General features: G+C 70.6%; 15 protein-coding genes. 8 read left to right on the forward strand and 7 right to left on the reverse strand.

Features of this window, described 5'->3' with window-relative positions; all coding sequences use genetic code 11:
* Nucleotides 1–10: 10 nt before the first annotated feature.
* Complete coding sequence (locus tag VGO10_RS12065) at nt 11–1,090, reverse strand: multicopper oxidase domain-containing protein (protein WP_327468585.1); 1,080 nt, start codon at nt 1,088–1,090, stop codon at nt 11–13.
* Nucleotides 1,091–1,217: 127 nt separating this feature from the next.
* On the opposite strand from VGO10_RS12065, the gene VGO10_RS12070 reads away from it, so the two are divergent.
* A complete protein-coding gene (locus VGO10_RS12070; protein ID WP_327468587.1) occupies nt 1,218–1,853 on the forward strand; it encodes a TetR/AcrR family transcriptional regulator in 636 nt (211 codons plus the stop codon).
* On the opposite strand, the gene VGO10_RS12075 is transcribed toward VGO10_RS12070, so the two are convergent.
* The 4 genes from VGO10_RS12075 to cysS form a co-directional block, all read right to left on the reverse strand.
* Entirely contained in the window at nt 1,850–2,233 is a 384-nt protein-coding gene (locus VGO10_RS12075; RefSeq protein WP_327468589.1) for a hypothetical protein, read from the reverse strand. The two genes, VGO10_RS12070 and VGO10_RS12075, sit on opposite strands and share 4 nt — an antisense overlap.
* Before the next feature lie 8 nt (nt 2,234–2,241).
* Nucleotides 2,242–2,889: an RNA polymerase sporulation sigma factor SigH gene (sigH, locus tag VGO10_RS12080; protein WP_327468591.1), complete on the reverse strand. Its 648-nt coding sequence runs from the start codon at nt 2,887–2,889 to the stop codon at nt 2,242–2,244.
* A gap of 182 nt (nt 2,890–3,071) precedes the next feature.
* Nucleotides 3,072–3,851, reverse strand: a complete 780-nt coding sequence (gene rlmB, locus VGO10_RS12085; protein ID WP_327468593.1) for a 23S rRNA (guanosine(2251)-2'-O)-methyltransferase RlmB — start codon at nt 3,849–3,851, stop codon at nt 3,072–3,074.
* Between the two features lie 152 nt (nt 3,852–4,003).
* Complete coding sequence (gene cysS, locus VGO10_RS12090) at nt 4,004–5,359, reverse strand: cysteine--tRNA ligase (protein ID WP_327468595.1); 1,356 nt, start codon at nt 5,357–5,359, stop codon at nt 4,004–4,006.
* Between the two features lie 108 nt (nt 5,360–5,467).
* Here cysS and VGO10_RS12095 point away from each other — a divergent pair, with 108 nt between their 5' ends.
* From VGO10_RS12095 to VGO10_RS12115, 5 genes are read left to right on the forward strand one after another with little or no spacing between them, the layout of a single operon-like run.
* A complete protein-coding gene (locus tag VGO10_RS12095) occupies nt 5,468–6,712 on the forward strand; it encodes an alpha/beta fold hydrolase (protein WP_327468597.1) in 1,245 nt (414 codons plus the stop codon).
* 25 nt (nt 6,713–6,737) lie between these two features.
* The gene (locus tag VGO10_RS12100; protein WP_327468599.1) at nt 6,738–7,592 is read left to right on the forward strand and encodes a lysophospholipid acyltransferase family protein; all 855 of its coding nucleotides are present in this window, start codon (nt 6,738–6,740) and stop codon (nt 7,590–7,592) included.
* Between the two features lies 1 nt (nt 7,593).
* Nucleotides 7,594–8,100 carry an SRPBCC family protein gene (locus VGO10_RS12105; RefSeq protein ID WP_327468601.1) on the forward strand — a complete coding sequence of 169 codons (507 nt, stop codon included), beginning with the start codon at nt 7,594–7,596 and terminating at the stop codon, nt 8,098–8,100.
* A 14-nt stretch (nt 8,101–8,114) separates the two neighbouring features.
* Complete coding sequence (locus tag VGO10_RS12110) at nt 8,115–8,816, forward strand: response regulator transcription factor (RefSeq protein ID WP_327468603.1); 702 nt, start codon at nt 8,115–8,117, stop codon at nt 8,814–8,816.
* A gap of 1 nt (nt 8,817) precedes the next feature.
* Nucleotides 8,818–10,326 (forward strand): HAMP domain-containing sensor histidine kinase, encoded by a 1,509-nt coding sequence (locus VGO10_RS12115; RefSeq protein WP_327468605.1) that lies wholly within the window; start codon nt 8,818–8,820, stop codon nt 10,324–10,326.
* A gap of 357 nt (nt 10,327–10,683) precedes the next feature.
* Here the strand turns inward: VGO10_RS12115 and VGO10_RS12120 are convergent, their stop codons facing one another.
* Nucleotides 10,684–11,136 (reverse strand): Fur family transcriptional regulator, encoded by a 453-nt coding sequence (locus VGO10_RS12120; RefSeq protein WP_327468607.1) that lies wholly within the window; start codon nt 11,134–11,136, stop codon nt 10,684–10,686.
* Nucleotides 11,137–11,192: 56 nt separating this feature from the next.
* Between VGO10_RS12120 and VGO10_RS12125 the strand changes: the two genes are divergently transcribed.
* On the forward strand, nt 11,193–11,726 hold the full coding sequence (locus tag VGO10_RS12125; RefSeq protein ID WP_327468609.1) for a hypothetical protein: 534 nt from the start codon (nt 11,193–11,195) through the stop codon (nt 11,724–11,726).
* A 154-nt stretch (nt 11,727–11,880) separates the two neighbouring features.
* Nucleotides 11,881–14,934, forward strand: a complete 3,054-nt coding sequence (locus VGO10_RS12130; RefSeq protein WP_327468611.1) for a beta strand repeat-containing protein — start codon at nt 11,881–11,883, stop codon at nt 14,932–14,934.
* Between the two features lie 54 nt (nt 14,935–14,988).
* Here VGO10_RS12130 and VGO10_RS12135 read toward each other — a convergent pair whose 3' ends face one another.
* Nucleotides 14,989–16,515 (reverse strand): NAD(P)/FAD-dependent oxidoreductase, encoded by a 1,527-nt coding sequence (locus VGO10_RS12135; RefSeq protein WP_327468614.1) that lies wholly within the window; start codon nt 16,513–16,515, stop codon nt 14,989–14,991.
* Nucleotides 16,516–17,316 lie beyond the last annotated feature (801 nt).

Genomic DNA, 17,316 nt, shown 5'->3' on the forward strand with positions numbered 1-17,316 from the left:
CGTACTCCTCCTACTCGACGAGGTACCAGCCCGCCATGCCCATGTCCTGATGGGCAAAGACATGGCAGTGGTAGAGCCACCGGCCGGGGTTGTCTTCGACGAAGCGCACCGATGTGGTCTCGTTCGGACCTACGGGCGGTGTGTCGACGAAGGCACCGGCGTCGTTCTTCCAGCGGTGGCCGTGGATGTGGAAGTCATGGAAGTTGTTGTCCATCCCGAAGACGTGGAAGGCGACCTCCTGGCCGACCTTCGCCCGCAGGATGGGGGTGTTACCCGCATAGGCGCGCCCGTTGATGCACTGAAACGCGCGGCTCAAGCCGGTAACCGGCGGCTGCAACTGATGTAAGAACAGCGACTGCTCGACGGCGGGAACCGTGGCGCCCTTCTCACGGACGATGATCGAGCCGAACATCCCGCGAAACGTGTTGAGCGTGTGGTTGGGCCCGTGGTCGTGGTAGGGCCAGGCGCCAACGCTCTCGGGGACGCACTCCCAGGTGTACTTGAACTCCTCGCCAGGGGCGATGAAGCCGCCGGCGCGCGTGTACTGACCGAGGTAGACCCCGTCGTACTCCGGGTTGTACTTCACGCCGTGCGGGTGCATCGTCACCGGCTGGGCAAGCTTGCCCTTCAGCCCGTTGCGAAAGTGCACCACCAACGTGTCGCCGACCTCGGCGTGCAGCGCGGGCCCCGGGATCGCGGCCGGGCCGAGCGCGGCGGCAAAGCCCTCGGTCATCTCCTGGTAGACGGTCGCGGTGAACGTCGTGTTCCCGCCGATGGCGATGTCGTGCCAGTCGTCGCGCTTGCTCGGCACGATCGTCCAGCGCGCGGTCGTCGCCTGGATCCAATGCTCGACGACCTGGCCACCGGGTTGCGGCGACGGCGTGACGTAGGTCTGCTGCTCGGTCGCCTCGGTGGTCTTCGGGCGCGTGATCTTCGCCGCTGCTGCGTCGGCCTTGGCCGCATCGCCGCGCTTGGCGACCGAGATGCGCTCGCCGCCGATCGTGCACAGGAAGGCACCCGCCGCACCGACCTGCAGGAAGCGGCGGCGGCCGAGCGTGGGGTTCAGCGAGTCGAGCGGGTCCGGCGTCATGTGGCGTTCAGGGTGCCGGAGGACGGGACAGGCGAGCGGCGGCGCTCCTCCGGCAGCGGCCGCGATCCTACACACGACCTGGACGCTTGTCCAAGACAAACGCACAACACTGCGGTACGGTGCCGCCATGGCCGGTCCTTCCGCAACGACCCGCGCGCCGACGCGCGGGCGGCGCGACCCGCGCGGCGAGCTCCGCCGCGCGGAGCTGCTGGAGGCCGCGATCCATCTCATCGGCGCCCACGGCCTCGACGGCGTCACCCACCGTGCCGTCGCCGCCGAGGCCGGCGTGCCGGCCGCATCGACGAGCTACTACTTCCGCTCCAAGGACGAGCTGATCGACGAGGCGCTGCACACGCTCGCCACGCGCGAGATCGAGCGCCTGCGGGAGCGCCGCGACGCCCTCGGCGCCGGCGCCGCCGACCTCGAGACGCTGGCGCAGGCGCTCAGCGCCTGGATCGAGGAGCAGCTGACGCCGGAGGGTCGCGTCGCGATGCTGGCCCAGTACCAGTTGCAGCTGGAGGCGGCCCGCCGTCCGGAGGCGCGCGCCATCCTCGCCGCCTGGAAGGACGGCACCGACGACCTGGCCGAGACCGCGATGCGCAGCCTCGGCGCCGCCGACGTCGAGACCGCGGCGATCCTGCTGATCTGCGCGATCGACGGGCTGCGCCTGCGTTTGATGGCCTCTGGCCACGAGCCGCTGCGGGGCGCGGAGCTGCGCGCCGTGCTTCACGCGCTGCTGGTCGGCCTGGTCGAGCGACGCTAGACGGCGACCCAGGCGCCGTCGCGACGTCCGAGCGTCACGGTCTGCTCGGTGCCATCGGCGCCCACCACGCGAAAGACCGCCTGGTCGGCGTCGGTCCCGGGCTTGTCGACCACCTGCACGAGCTGCAGCTCCCGCACATCTTGCGGAGCGACGGCCGCTCGCGCAGCCGCCTCGATCGTCGCGCGCTCCCAGCCCCGGTCCTGGGCTCGGGCGTCGGCCAGCGCAGCATCGGCGGCCTCGATCCGCGCCAGCAGGCTGTCGCCGAGCTTGTCGCGCCGGCGGCCGCTGGCATAGAGGCCGCCCACAAAGAGCAGCACCGCCAGGATGACGATGACACCGGCGACGATGCCGAGGACGAGAGAGAAGCTGCCGAGGATCACGAGGATGATTAGAGCATCACGTTGCGGGACGTGAGGTGCACGCCCACCTTGCGCTTGACCCGCTGCAGCGCGTTGTCGACCGTCTTGGTGTCGCAGCCGAGCTTCTCGCCGACCTGCTCATAGCTGTAGCCGTCGAGGTACAAGGACAGCACGCGGGACTCGAGCTCCGACAGCGCGGTCGACAGGCAGGCGACCAGCGACTGCAGCTCCTCGGAGCTGATGACCTGGTTGACCGGGTCGTGCACGGGTGAGCCCGGGATGACCTCGTCAAGCGTCGGCTCGCCATCCTGGGCGGAGGCGGGCGTCGCCGAGAACGAGACGTACTGGTTCAGCGGCGTGTGCTTGTTGCGCGTCGCCGTCTTGACCGCGGTGATGATCTGACGCGTGATGCAGAGCTCGGCGAAGTTGCGGAAGCTCGACTCGCGGTCGGTGCGGTAGTCACGCACGGCTTTGTAGAGGCCGACGAGACCTTCCTGAATCAGGTCATCGGAGTCGCCCCCGGCCAGGAAGTACGAGGACGCTTTGAGGCGGACGAAGCCGTAGTAGCGCCGGACGATGCGGTCGTAGGCGATCGCGTCGCCCTGCTTTGCGAGGGCGATCAGGTAACCATCATCGACCTGAACCTGCCCTTGAGGGTTGAAGGAGAGACGAGCCACGAGCGATCCTTTCCTGCACGAATGCAGGGGAAATTGCTCAGTGGCGCACTCCTCCCCTGGCGCCATCTGAAATTCTCGACCGGAGGTTCCTCAACCTCTAGTCGACCGTTATGTGGGCGGGACCCTCCCACAGTTATGGAGCGCCGTCAACCCGATGCAGGGATTTTTGCGCCGGCGGCGACTCAGCGAGCGGCCGCGCGGGCGTCGATGACGCCGTAGAGCAGCACCGCAGCAGCCGCCGAGACGTTCAGCGAATCGACTCGCCCGCGCATCGGCAGCGAGACGACGTCATCGCACATCGCCCGCACTCGCGGGCGCAGGCCGGTCCCCTCGGCGCCCATGACCAGGACGACGCCGCCGGTGTAGTCGGGCTCGCGGTACGGGCGGCCCTTAGCCGCCGCGCCGTAGACCCAGCAGCCGGCGCCCTTGGCCTCGCCGAGGTAGTCGGCCAGGTTGCGGACCTGGGCGATCTTGAGGTGCTCGACCGCGCCGGCCGATGCCTTGGCGGCCGCGGCGGTGATCTCGGCGCTGCGCCGGTTGGGGATCACGATCCCGCTGGCGCCGGCGGCCTCGGCCGAACGGGCGATCGCGCCGAGGTTCTGCGGATCCTGGATCTCGTCGAGCGCAACGATCAGCGGCGCCGAGCCGGTGAGCAACGACGCAGGGTCGGCGTACGGGTAGGGGCCGACGTCGGCGACGAGACCCTGATGGGCGTCGCTGCCGCAGCGCTGCGTCAGCCAGTCACCGTCGGCGGGCTCGAGCAGCACCCCGTCCAGCCACGGCTCCTTGGCCGCGCCGCTCGTGGCCCAGATGCGCTTGATCTCGCGCCGCCCGGCGCGCAGCGCCTCGAAGATCGGGTTGCGGCCGTAGAGGGTCTCGACGTGCTCGCGGTCGCGCTCGCGGCGGGGCTCATGCGCCGGCGGGGCACTGGCGCCTGACGTCGCCTCCGCCCCACGCGGCACCGGCTTGCCACGCCCCGGCGTACGGGGCTTGGGCCGGTCGCGATCACGCGGCGGCTTGGGCTTGCGCGGGCGCGCGTCCTCGTCGTCCCCGCCACCCTTGCTCCGACCCCCGCGCGGTCCCCGACCGCCACCGCGTCCTGCGTTCTTCGCGCTCATGCCGGAACCAGTTCGGCACCGGCGGGACCATCGCGGACCGTCCAGCCCGCGTCGCGCAGCACGTCGCGGAGACGGTCGGCCTCCCCCCAGTCCTTGGCGTCGCGCGCGGCGTTGCGTGCGGCCAGCAGCGCCAGCGCGTCCGCATCAGGTCCGTCACCATCAACCCCCCCGCGCGCGAGATCAGCAAGGCCGAAGACGTCGAGCATCTCGACGAGGTCATCGCGGCCGACGGCCTCGCGCTTGTTGGCCTCGCTGACCCACGCCGCCAGCGGCGCCAGCGAACGCGACGTGTTGAAGTCGTCGGCCAGCGCCGCGAAGAACGCGTCGCGGTGCTCGCGCAGCTCGACCGGCGACGGTCCATCGACCAGCCGCCGCGCGGCCTCACGGATCCGGGCCAGCCGTCCCGATGCCGCCTCCAGCGTCTCGTCGGCGAAGACGATCGGCTGGCGGTAGTGGCCGGTGGCGAAGAAGAGCAGGACCGTCTCGCGCCCCCAGCGCTCGATGACCTCGGGCAGCAGCGAGATGTTGCCCACCGACTTGGCCATCTTCTCCCCGCGCATCTCGAGCATGCCGTTGTGCATCCAGATCTGCGCGAGCTCGGCGCCGCGGCCCATGCGGGTCTGCGCGGCCTCGTTCTCGTGGTGGGGGAAGACGAGGTCCGAGCCGCCGCCGTGGATCTCGAAGCCCACGCCCAGCAGCTCCTCGGCCATCGCCGAGCACTCGATGTGCCAGCCCGGGCGGCCGCGGCCCCATGGCGCGTCCCACGCCGTGTCCTCGCCCTCCTTCTGAGCCTTCCAGAGGGCAAAATCCAGGGGATCTTCCTTGCGATCGGCGCCTTCGATCCCCTCGCCCTGGTCAAGGTCGTCGAGGTGGCGATGCGAGAGCGCACCGTACTCGGCATCGGCGCGCACGCGGAAGTAAACGTCGCCGTCGACCGCGTAGGCGGCGTCGCGCTCGATCAGCGCGGCGATCAGCGACACGATCCCGTCGATCGTCTCGCTCGCCAGCGGCTCATGATCAGGACGCGGCAGTCCGAGCGCATCGGTGTCGGCGACGTAGTGCGCGGTCATCTCGCGCGCGAGCTCCTCGGAGCCGACGCCCCGGGCGCGCGCGGCGTCGTAGATCTTGTCGTTGACGTCGGTCACGTTGGCGACGAACGTCACGTCATAGCCCTCGTGTGCCAAAAAGCGCTTCAGCCAGGAGAAGACGACGTAGGGGCGCGCGTTGCCGATGTGGATGCGGTTGTAGACCGTCGGGCCACACGCGTAGATGCCCACCTTGTTCCCGGGTTCGCGCGCGACGAGCGGCCGGTTCTCGCCGCTGCGGGTGTCGTGAAGCAGGATCTCGGGCACGGCTCGCAGCCTATCCGGGCAGGGGTCAGGTCCAGGTCGAGGGTCTCAGACACACACGTGGTTGATCCACTTCGGTCCTGGGCACGCCGTAATCTGCCGCCCCCCAAGATGCCCGCGCCTTCTCTGCAAGAACATTCGCTCGCCCTCGTCGAAGAGGGGTTTCACACCCTGCCCGAGCGCTACTTGGGAGCGCCCAAGGGCTTTGACGTCACCTACCACGTGCGCCTCGGCGATCTCGGCCACACGTTCGAGGTCCGCTGTACCGAGCACACCGCGCGCGTCCGGAAAGGCGTCACCGCCCGGCCGGCCGACGTCGTCATCGGCACCGATGCCCGCACCTGGCTGCGCCTGCGTGCCGGCGAGCTGAGCGCGGTCGAAGCGTTCCGCGACCGCTCGCTCTACGCACGTGGGGAGCTCGACAACGCCGTGCGCTTCGAGAGCCTCTTCCAGCTCGCCGACGGGCGCGACCCGCTGATGCTGGTCCGTGACGTGCCGCTGAGCAACGGCCTTCATGTTTCCACGCTGTCGACCGGTGAGGGTCCCGACGTCCTGCTGATCCACGGCCTCGGCGCGGCCAAGTCCTCGTTCTTTGACTGCGCGGCGCTGCTGGCACGCGACGGCTACCGCGTCCACGCGCTCGACCTCCCCGGCTTCGGCGGCTCGTCCAAGCCGCCGACCGCGCCGTACTCGGCGCCGTGGTTTGCCGAGGCGGTCCGCGGCGTCATGGACGCGCTGGAGATCGAGACCGCGCACATCGTCGGCAACTCGATGGGCGGCCGCGTGGCGCTGGAGATCGGCTTGCGCTGGCCCGAGCGCGTGCGCTCGATCGCCGCGCTCTGTCCCGCCGTCGCGTTCATCAAGCGCGACTTCCACCCGCTCGTGCGGCTCCTGCGCCCCGAGCTCGGGCTGCTCCCGCACAAGCTGCGTCGCGGGATGGTCGAGCGCCAGCTGTGGTCGATGTTCTGCGACCCCGACGCGCTGGACCCGAGCGTCGCCGACGTCGTCGTCGACGAGTTCCAGCGCCACTACGCCAGCGCCGGCGCCCGCGTCGCCTTCTACGCCTCGGCTCGCAACATCTACCTCGACCGGCCCTTCGGGCGTGGCGGCTTCTATCCGCGGCTGGCAGAACTGCAGCCGCCGGCGCTCTTCGTCTGGGGCACTCACGACAAGCTGATTCCCGCCGGCTTCCGCCACCGCGTGGCCGAGGCGCTGCCGGGCGCCGAGCAGGTCGTGCTCGAAGGCTGCGGCCATGTTCCCCAGGTCGAGCGCCCCGAGCAGACGGTCGGCATGCTGCGGCGCCTCTTCATGCAGACCGAAGCGCTGGGCACGCGCCGCTTCGCCCGGGCTGCGTAGCGGGCTGCCGGGGTACGCTGCGCCAATGGCCGCCGTCCCTGAGCGCGCACTGCGCGGCCTCGCCGCCCAAGTTCAGCGGCGCGTACCGATCGCCGACCTCGACGAGCGCGATCCGGACTACATCCGCGAGACGCTGCCCCGGATGTGGCTGCTGGCCAGCCTCTACTTCCGCGGCGAGGTCCGCGGCCTGGGCAACGTCCCCGACGAGGGCCCCGTCCTGATGGTGGGCAACCACTCGGGCGGCAACCTCACGCCCGACACCACGGTCTTCTCGCTGGCCTTCCACGCCTACTTCGGCGTCGAGCGGCCATTTCACCAGTTGGCGCATAACTTGGTGTTGTCGATGCCGGGGCTCGGCTTCCTGCGCAAGTACGGGACCGTCGCCGCCTCGCCGGAGAATGCGCGCAAGGCGCTGCGCAGCGGCGCCGCCGTGCTCGTCTATCCCGGCGGCGATCGCGAGGTTCACCGGCCCTCGTGGCGGAGCGGGCGCGTGGATTTCGGCGACCGCAAGGGCTACATCCGGCTCGCGCTGGAGGAAGATGTCCCACTCGTCCCGGTCGTCGCGATCGGCGGCCAGGAGACAGCGCTCTTCCTGTCGCAGGGCGAGTGGCTAGCCAAGCTGTTGATGGTGGACAAGCTCTTCAGGTTGAAGGTCTTGCCGATCTCGCTCGGACCGCCGTGGGGGCTGAACGTCGGCGACATGTTGGGGCACATCCCGCTGCCGTCCAAGATCGTGGTGGAGGTCCTGCCGCCGATCCGGCTGCGCGAGGAGTTCGGCGACGATCCCGACGTCGACGAGATCCACGAGCACGTCACCGCGCTGATGCAGGACACGCTCGACGCGCTGGCCTCCGAGCGGCGCTTCCCGGTGATCGGCTGAGATGCGTGTCCGGGCCGAGATCGACGTCAACGCGCCGGCCGAGGCGGTCTGGGCCTTCGTCGACGACCCGTCGCGCTACCTGCACTTCATGTCGGGGATCACGCGCTGGGAGGTCGTCGGCGAGCAGGCCTCCGGGTTGGGTGCGCGCTACCGGATGCTGATGCACGTCGGGTCGGCCGAGGTTGGCGGCCTGGTCGAGGTCGTCGAGCACGAGGCGGGTTGCGACATGGCATGGGTGTCGGTCGTCGGCATCGACCAGCGCGGGCGCTGGCGGCTGCGGGAGAAGCCTTCGACGCGCGAGACCGGCTCCCCACCGATCACGAAGGTCGAGTTGCGTCTCTCCTACGGCGTCGCCGGCTCCGGCATCTTCGGCTGGCTCGCCGACCACATCGCCGCGCCGACCGTCCGCGGCCACCTGCGCCGCTCGTTGCAGCAGCTCAAGCGCCAGGTCGAGCACGAGCAGTTGCGCAGCGCCGCGGCGGCCCGCCGCGCGGCCCGCGTCGCCTAACCTGCGGGCAGCCAATGCCGCCCGGGTCCGCGCTGGACATCTTGGTCGTCGATGACGACGACGCGCTGCGCAACATGCTCACGCGCTCCTTCGAGCGCGAGGGCCATCGCATCACGGCCGTCGCCGACGGCCACGGAGCGCTGGAGGAGGCGGGCCGCGGGCAGTTCGACGTGATCTTGCTCGACGTCGCGCTCGGCCCGGGGCCGACGGGCTACGACGTCGCGCGGGCGCTGCGGGCGCGCCGCAACGTGACGCCGGTGATCATGCTGACCGCGCTGGACTCCGAGGCCGACGCGGTCCAGGGCCTGGAGGCCGGCGCTGATGACTACGTCACCAAGCCGTTCGGGTTGGCGGAGCTGCGGTCGCGGATCCGCGCGGTCCTGCGTCGCGCCCATGGTCACTTGCTCGATGACGGCCTGCTGGAGATCGGCAACGTCGTGCTCGATCAGCGCCAGCGCGAGGTCTCGGTCGATGACAAGCCGGTGCGGTTGACCTTCGCCGAGTTCGAGCTGTTGCAGTGCCTGATGGCCAAGCCCGGCCGGCTGCAGAACCGCCAGGAGCTCTTGCGCGCGATCTGGGGCGACAGCGCCTACCGCGACCCGCGCGCGATCGACGTCCACATCCGCCACCTCCGCGAGAAGCTCGAAGAGCAACCACAGGACCCCAAGTTGATCCTGACGGTGCGCGGCGCGGGCTACCGGTTCCGGGACCGCTGAGATGAACCTCCGCACCCGCTTGCTGCTGGCCCTGCTGGCGACGAGCGTGGTGACGCTCGGCGTCGCAGCGCTGGCGCTGCTGTCGCCGTTGCAGGATCGGCTCGACAAGCAGAGCCGCGCCTCGGTCGAGGCCGCCGCGCTGGCGACGCGACCGACGCTAGCCACCGCGCTGGCGCGCAGCGGCGGGACGGCCGACGCCGATGTGCAGGACATCCTCGCCACGCTCGCGCAGCGCACCGACGCCCGCGTCGGGCTGTTCGATTCCACGCCGACCAACCTGTACCCCTTCGGCGGGATCACCGACCCCAGCGTCGAGGACATCTGGCGGGTCGCGGTCACGGGCCAGACACGGCCCAGCGCCTCCAAGGACGGCAGCGGCGTCGCGGTGGCAATCCGCCCCTCGGCCCCCAAGATTCCCAACGACAAGCTCAGCGCCGACGCGCAGTTCCGGATCCTCGTTGTGCGCAAGTCGGACCCCGGCGGCAGCGCGGTCGACGTCGTGCGCAGCGCGTTTCTGACGGCCGCGGTCATCGGCCTGGGCGTCGCGTTGTTGTTGGGGATCGCGCTGTCGACGGGCCTGTCGCGACGGCTCGGCCGGCTGCGCCGGACCGCGCTGGCGCTGGCCCGCGACGGGGTCAACGCGCCGCCGCCGCCGCGCGATGACGGCGCCGACGAAGTTGGTGATCTTGCCCGCGCGCTGGCCTCGATGCAGCAGGCGCTGGTGCGCCAGGAAGAGGCGCGGCGGGCCTTCGTCGCGACGGCGAGCCATGAGCTGCGCACACCGCTGACGTCGCTGCAGGGCAACCTGGAGCTGTTGTTGGAGGACTTGGACGCCGGCCACCTCGACGCCGAGGAGGCGAGCTCGGTCCTGCGCGGCGGCCAGCAGCAGCTGCGCCGGCTGGCGAACCTCGCCTCCGAGCTGCTAGATCTCTCGCGACTGGACGCCGGCGTCGAGCTGCGCCGCGAGCCGGTGGAGGTCGGCGAGCTCTGCCGCGCGGTCGCCGCCGAGTTCGCGCTGCGCGCCCGCGACCGCGCGGTCGACCTCGAGGTCGTCCCGCCGACCGGCCCGGTGTGGGCCTCCGGGGACCCGGGCGCCGTCGCGCGGGTGGCGCGGATCTTGATGGACAACGCCCTGCGCTTCTCCCCCACCGGCGAGACCATCCGCATCACCGCCGCCTACCACGGCGACCGCGCGACGCTCGAGGTCGAAGACCACGGGCCGGGCGTGCCACAGGAGGAGCGCGACCTGATCTTCGAGCGCTTCCAGCGCGGGACGCGGACGGGCGGCGAGGGCGGCTTCGGGTTGGGGCTGGCGATCGGGCGCGAGCTGGCGCGGAGGCTGGATGGCGAGCTGGCTTTGGTGACGCAGACGGTCGGCGGTGGCGCGCGCTTTGCGCTGACGTTGCCGATCGAGATGCCGCGGGGGTCGGAGGGCGAGGGCGAAGTGGGTGACGAGGACGCGGCGGGCGACGCGCCGGCGGGGGCGCCGTCGATGCCGCGGGTCGAGTGAGGGTTGCGCCTGCGTTTGTGGCGTTCAGCTCGCCGCGTTGACCGTTGGCGCGCGGCGTGGTTCGTCGGCGGCGAAGGAGTGAGAGCGGCGTGGCGCCTCGCGGCGCCGCAGGTCTTCCGCTGGCGCCGGGGCCGGCGGTCCGTGTCGAGCAAAGGGTCCATGACACCCTTTGCTCGACACGGAGTTCACGAGGTCTCGAGAAAAGGACCCATACGGTTCCTAGGTCGAGACGGACTCCGACGGACGACGAGCCAACGCCGCGAAGCCTCGGCTCCGCTCGCTCTCCTCGATGACGACAAGCCACGCAGCGCACCGCGACCAACGCCCGCACTGCGCGCCACAGACGTCAGCGGCGGATCAGCCCGCAGCGGCGCACGCCGCGCAGCGCCCCTCGACGACCAGCTCCGCCGTCTCCGGCGCAAACCCCGCCGCCCGCGCCGCGCCCAGCGCGCGCCCAGCGTCCAGCGGCACGTCGAGATCCTCGACGCGGCCGCACTCGCGGCAGCGCACGTGTGCGTGGTCTTCCACGCGCGGGTCGTAGAGCACGGGTCCGCCGACGCTCACGCGCCGGGCCTCGCCGAGCTCGGTCAGCAGATCCAAGGTCGCGTACACGGTCGGCAGCGACACGCCCGGCAGCTGCTCGGAAGCGCGCCGCAGCACCTCCTCGGCGGTCACGTGGCGGTCGAGCTCGCGCAGCAGGCGACCGATGACCAGCCGCTGGGAGGTGACGCGCTGACCGCGCTCGCGCAGCGCCGCGACGAGACGCGCCTCGGCGGCCGATTCCTCTGCAGGTGTTTGGGTGCCCTTCATACCGTCTCGCACATGTTAGGGCATCCTTATTTTAAATGGCTTGTATTATGGACGTCGTGAGCGATCAAGCCGTCCCGCTTCCCACCGCCCGTCCCGCCCAGGCGGTGACCCCCGGCCACGACGCCGAGCGCCGCCGGATCGTGCTGCAGCGCATCCAGCCCGGCCTCGTCGGGCTCATCGACGGCACGATCTCCACGCTCGCGCCGATCTTCGCCGCCGCGTACCTCGCCGGCTCGCGCGCCGCGCTGCTCGTCGGGCTGGCCAGCGCGCTGGGCGCCGCGATCTCGATGGGCCTCTCGGAGGGCCTTTCGGACGACGGCTCGGTCACCGGCCGCGGCAGCTCGCTCAGCCGCGGGGTCATCACCGGCGGCGCGACGTTCCTCGGCGGCACCTTCCACGCGCTCCCGTTCCTGATCGGCGACGTCACAACCGCCCTGGCCGTCGCCTACGTCGTCGTGGCCTTCGAGCTGCTGGCGATCGCGCTCGTGCGGCGCCGGTTCATGGACGTCCCGTTGCGGATCTCGCTCGTCCAGGTCACGCTGGGCGGCATCCTGGTCTCCGTGGTCGGCGTGCTCGTCGGCCACGCGTAACGCAAACGCGCTCCAGAACGACGCGTTTGATGCTGCGCGGTCAGGTCCGTTCTCCAGCGAGGAACGCTGAAGTACCCATATATGTGGATGCGCCTGCCGCACCCTGGGCCAACGTCCAGTAGCTCTAGCCGGCCCCCGTAGGGATGCTCGGGGGATGTCCAAGCTCGCGGGCCTCGCGCTCGTCATCGTCGCGCTGCTGGCCGCCACGGCCGCCGCCGCGCCGGCTGCCACGATCATCGTCGGGACCAGCGGCGTGCGTCCGCAGGTCGACCAGAACTCCGCCGGTGCCGCCGAGGCGTTCCGCACGACCGCGACCGCGACCGGCACCGTTGACTCGATGACCGTCTACGTCAACGCGACCTCATCGGCGACCAAGCTCACCGTCGGGCTCTACGCCGACAGCAACGGCCACCCGGGCGCCCTGCTGACCCAAGGCTCCAAGACGTCGCCAACCAAGGGCGCGACCAACGACATCACCGTCCCGTCCGCATCGGTGACCAACGGCGCGACCTACTGGGTCGGCCTGCTCGGGACCGGCGGCACGCTGACCTTCCGCGACCAGGTCAACGCCGGCAAGGCGGAGACGTACGCGGTCGGCGGCCTCACCACGATGCCGAGCACCTGGCAGACCGGCGTGAGCTACACCGACGGCAACCTGTCGGCTTACGGCTCCAACAGCGGCGGCACGCCCCCGGCTCCGGTCCTCCAGGTGACGCCGACCACGCTCTCGTTCACCGCCACCACCGGCGGCTCAGACCCTGCGAGCAAGACCACCGCCATCTCCAACACCGGCGGCGGCACACTGAGCTTCACGACCTCGACCGGGAGCGCCAGCTGGCTGGCCGCCACCCCGGCCTCCGGCAACGCACCGGCCACCGTCACCGTCTCATCCCACATCAGCGGCCTGAGCGCCGGAACCTACGACGGCACCGTCACGATCACCGCCGCCGGCGCCACCGGCTCCCCCACCACCGTCGCGGTGCATCTCGTCGTCAGTGCCCCGACGCCACCCGCACTCGGGGTGACGCCGACGACGCTCTCCTTCAGCGCGACGACCGGTGGGGCGGACCCCGCAAGCAAGACCACCGCGATCTCCAACACCGGCGGCGGCACACTGAGCTTCACGACCTCGACGGGGAGCGCGGGTTGGCTGGCCGCCACGCCCGCATCCGGCACCGCCCCGGCCACGGTCACCGTCTCACCACACATCAGCGGCCTCGCCGCCGGCACCTACGACGGCACCGTCACGATCACCGCCGCCGGCGCCACCGGCTCGCCCGCGACGGTCGCCGTTCATCTCGTCGTCACCGACCCGACACCACCGCCACCGCCGTCGGGCGCCGACTGGCTGCAGGTCGATCACGACGCGGCCAGGACCGGCTTCGCCTCCGGCGAGACGGTGCTCGGCCCGACACAGGCCCGCAACCTCAGCCAGAGCTGGTCGACCGCGGTCGACGGCAAGGTGACCGCGCAGCCGCTCTACGCGGCGAGCGTCAGCGTCGGCGGCCAGACCCGCAACGTGGTGATCGCGGCCACCTCCGGCGCCTCGATCTACGCCCTCGACGCCGACACCGGCGCCGTCCTGTGGCGGCGCAACTTCGGCACCCCGTCCAACAACTGCGCGATCCCCGGCGGCTACGGCTTCGTCGCCCCGCCGGCGATCGACAAGGCCCGCGCCCGCATCTATGCCGTCAGCGAGGACGGCGTGCTGCGCACGCTGTCGCTGGCCGACGGCACCGACGCCGCGCCCGGCGTCGCGATCATCACCGGCGCCGCGACCAACCGCGTCTGGGGCGGCCCGACGCTGATCGGCTCCTCGACGCTCTACGTCTCCACCGCCAGCGACGGGTGTGACTCGCCGCCCTGGCGCGGCCGCATCCTGAAGGTCGACGTCTCCGGCGCGACGCCGTCGCTGACCAAGACGTGGGACGTCGTGCCCGGCATCGCCGCGCCCTCGGGCGGCGGCGGGATCTGGGGCTACGGCGGCGTCTCCGTCGACACGGCGACGGGCCGCGTCTACACCGCCACCGGCGCCGACTCGGTCGAGGCCTACACCTTGTACGCCGACCGGCTCGTCGCGCTCAGCAGCAACCTCGACGTGCTCGGTTCGATCGAGCCCTTCCACCCCACCAGCTACCCCTGCACCGGCGACCCGTGCGATGTCGACTTCGGCGCCACCCCGGTCGTCTTCACGCCGACCGGCTGCCCGACGATGGTCTCGGCAGGCAACAAGAACGGCGTCCTCTACGTGACGAGCACCGCGACCCTCGCCGCCAGCGGCACGCCCGAACAGGCGATCCAGCTCAACCCCGCCAACGACTGGCTCGGCAGCGGCGGCGTCGGCGGCGTGCCCGCCTGGGATCCGACCGACCAGATGCTCTTCGTCTCCGACGTCGGCCCGGGCTTCGGCTCGACGGCGGGCGGCGTGGTCGGCCTCAAGGTCAACGCCAACTGCACGCTCTCGGTGGCCTGGAGCAAGCCGCTCGGCGGCGGCACGAACCCCGATTCGACGCCGACCGTCGCCAACGGCGTCGTCTACGTCGCCGAGGGCTTCTCCGGGCGCCTCGCCGCCTACGACGCGCTCACCGGCGCCTCGCTCTACACCTCGGCGGGCGGCGGCGCCGGCTTCGCGGCCCCGACGGTGGCAGGCGGCACCGTCTACCAGGGCATCTGGAACGGCTTCACCGCCGCGGCGGCCGGGACGATCAAGGCGTTCAAGCCCGGCACCGCCCCGCCCCCGCCAAACACGCCGCTGATCGGCGACAGTCTGATCGAGGGCAACCAGGACCAGAACACCTCGGGCACGGCGGAGGCCTACCAGGCGACCGCCAACGCGAGCGGCTCGGTCACGCAGATGTCGCTCTACCTCGACGCCGGCTCCAACGCGGCCAAGGCGACGATCGGGATCTACGCCGACGGCGCCTCGACGCACCCTGGCGCGCTGCTCGCGCAAGGCTCGAGCACCACGCTCACGCCCGGCGCCTGGAACACGATCACGCTCCCGTCGACCGCGCTGTCTGCAGGGACCAAGTACTGGATCGCGTTGCTGGGCAGCGGCGGTGGGACGATCCGCTTCCGCGACGGCGCGAGCGGTTGCCGCAGCGAGACGAGCTCGTCGACCGCGCTGACCGCGCTGCCCACGACCTGGACGACAGGCCACGCCTACAGCGACTGCCCGCTCTCGGCCTACGGCACCGCGGGCCCTTAACGACCGACGGGCCGCCCTCTCGGGCGGCCCGTCGCAGGTCGGCTGAGACCGAAGCTAGGAGTTGGAGACCAGCGGCTCGGTCTCGTACACCGTCGTCGGCAGCTTGGCGTAGGGCTGCTCGGTGTCGGCGTCGGTCTGCGTCTCGTGGTAGACCGACTCAACGTTGACGGCCCAGATGTCGTGGCCCTCGTTGTGCAGGATGTTGTCCACCGCGCGCATCGCCGACAGCATCGAGTGATCGGAGTTGTTGTAGCGGTGCAGGCCGTTGCGGCCGACCTGGACGAAGTCCTTGAGCGGGTCGAGCCAGCTGCGGATCGTCTCGACGCGCTCGGCGTAGGTCTCGTCGTACATCGGGTAGGCGAGCGGGACGCGCACGACGTAGCCGCGGCGGACCTGCTCGGGCTTGGCCAGGCCGAGCTGATCGAGCTCGCGCACCGCCAGGTCGATGAGCTTGTCATCGTCCATCATCCAGAGGTCATCGCCCTTGAAGGCGAAGTACTCCAGGCCGACGCAGGCAGTGTCGGGGTCCGGCACCATCCAGGGCGACCAGGAGCGGTAGTTCTGGATGCGGCCGACGCGGACGGCCTCCTCGTGGATGTAGATCCAGTTGTCGGGGAAGAGGTCCTTGCCGTCGATGACCAGCGCGACGGTCATGAAGTCGCGGTAGCGCAGCCCCTGGGCGGCCTGCTGAACCTCGGCGGGCGCACCGGGGCTCGTGAGGCCGACCATGTGGCGCAGCGGCAGCGACGACACCGTGCCGCGCGGCTCGATGATGCCTTGGGGCGTGTGGATGCGCACGACGCGGCCATCTTCGACGTCGATCTGCTGCGCGGGCGACTCGAGCCGCACCTCGCCGCCCATCTCCTCGATGCGGCTGGTCATCATCTCCCACATCTGGCCCGGGCCATAGCGGGGGTACTGGAACTTGTCGATCAAGGACGTGATGTCGTCCTTGTTGCCCAAGAAGGCGGCCTTGGCGGCGGAGAAGAAGTTGAGGTTCTTGATCCGCTGAGCGGCCCAGTCGGCGCGCAGCTCCTTGGTGGAGACGCCCCAGACCTTCTCGGTGTAGGACTTGAAGAAGTGGGTGAACAGGCGCTTGCCGAAGCGGTTGGAGACCCAGTCCTCGAAGGTCTCCTCCTTGCCCTTGGGCTTGACCGCGGCCCACAGGTAGGAGAAGCCGCAGCGCACGAGCTCGACGGGGCCGAGCTTCTTGATGACGTCGGTGCCCTTGAGCGGGTAGTCGAGGTACTTGCCGCGCCAGAAGATCCGCGACATGCGCGGGCGCATCAGGAACTCGTCGCCCATGATCTCGAGCCAGAGGTCGTTGACCTCCTTGTTCTTGGTGAAGAACCGGTGGCCGCCGAGGTCGAAGCGGTAGCCGTCAGGGTCGACGACCGTCTTGGCCAGGCCACCGACCTGGTCCTCGGCCTCCAACACGATGACCTTCCGGCCGGCCTTGGCCAGCAGGTATCCGGCAGACAGGCCCGCAGGACCGCCGCCGATGACGACGTACGGGCGGGAGTCGCCGTGATCGTCGTCGTCGTGGGTGGGCGGTGTCGGCGGTGCGTCGACAAGCGTCATGGAGTGCACCTTGCCCGTTGCGCGCGCGAATCCGGCCTCCCGCTAACGCGTCCTAACAGTTCCTAATCGAACGATCCACCCGTTGGAAGGGAGCGATCGCGCGGCTCGCCACCGCCCTGGGTTGGGGTGCGATGTGTGGCTGGATGGGCGGCGCTCCGCGACGATCGCCACCGCGCTCGGGTGGTCCGGGGCGTTGGGTGAAAGTGTTGGGGCGTGGTTCGGGGTTCTGTTTGTGTGGGCACCGAACGGGCGTCGCGCGGATGGCGACATCACGGATCACCGCCCTCCCCAAGCGCTCGCGCCGCCAACGCCCGTCGCGCGGTCCGTGTCGTCTACCCCTCGCATATTGGAGCCCGAACGCCCCGGACCTTTGTTCCACGCATCCCGCTGGGACCGATCGCACCTAGACGTTGAGATCCAACGTCAGGGTGCGATCCGTCGTTCGAGCACAACGCGAATCGCCGGCCCAAAGGCCAGCGGACGACGAGCCAATCCCGCGAGGCACCGTTCCCGCTCACTCCCCTCGGTGAGAACGGACCACGCCGGAACGCCATCCACCGTCTGAGCGGAACGCCAATAACAAGTCGCACCACCCAAGCGCTCGCCCCAGACCAGGCCCGCCTCGCCGACCAGCGCTCCACGACGTCAGTCTTGGGCGGTCACGAGCCCTTCGAGGACTTCCTCGACTATGTCCCCGTCAAGCAGCTCGAGCTCGCCGACATCTTCCGCGACGCAACGGCCGTCATCGACGCCGTCGGCTGGCACCCCGACATCAACCCGCCACGCGACACCTTCGAGGTC

The organism is Baekduia sp., assembly GCF_035996765.1.
Lineage (GTDB): Bacteria > Actinomycetota > Thermoleophilia > Solirubrobacterales > Solirubrobacteraceae > Baekduia.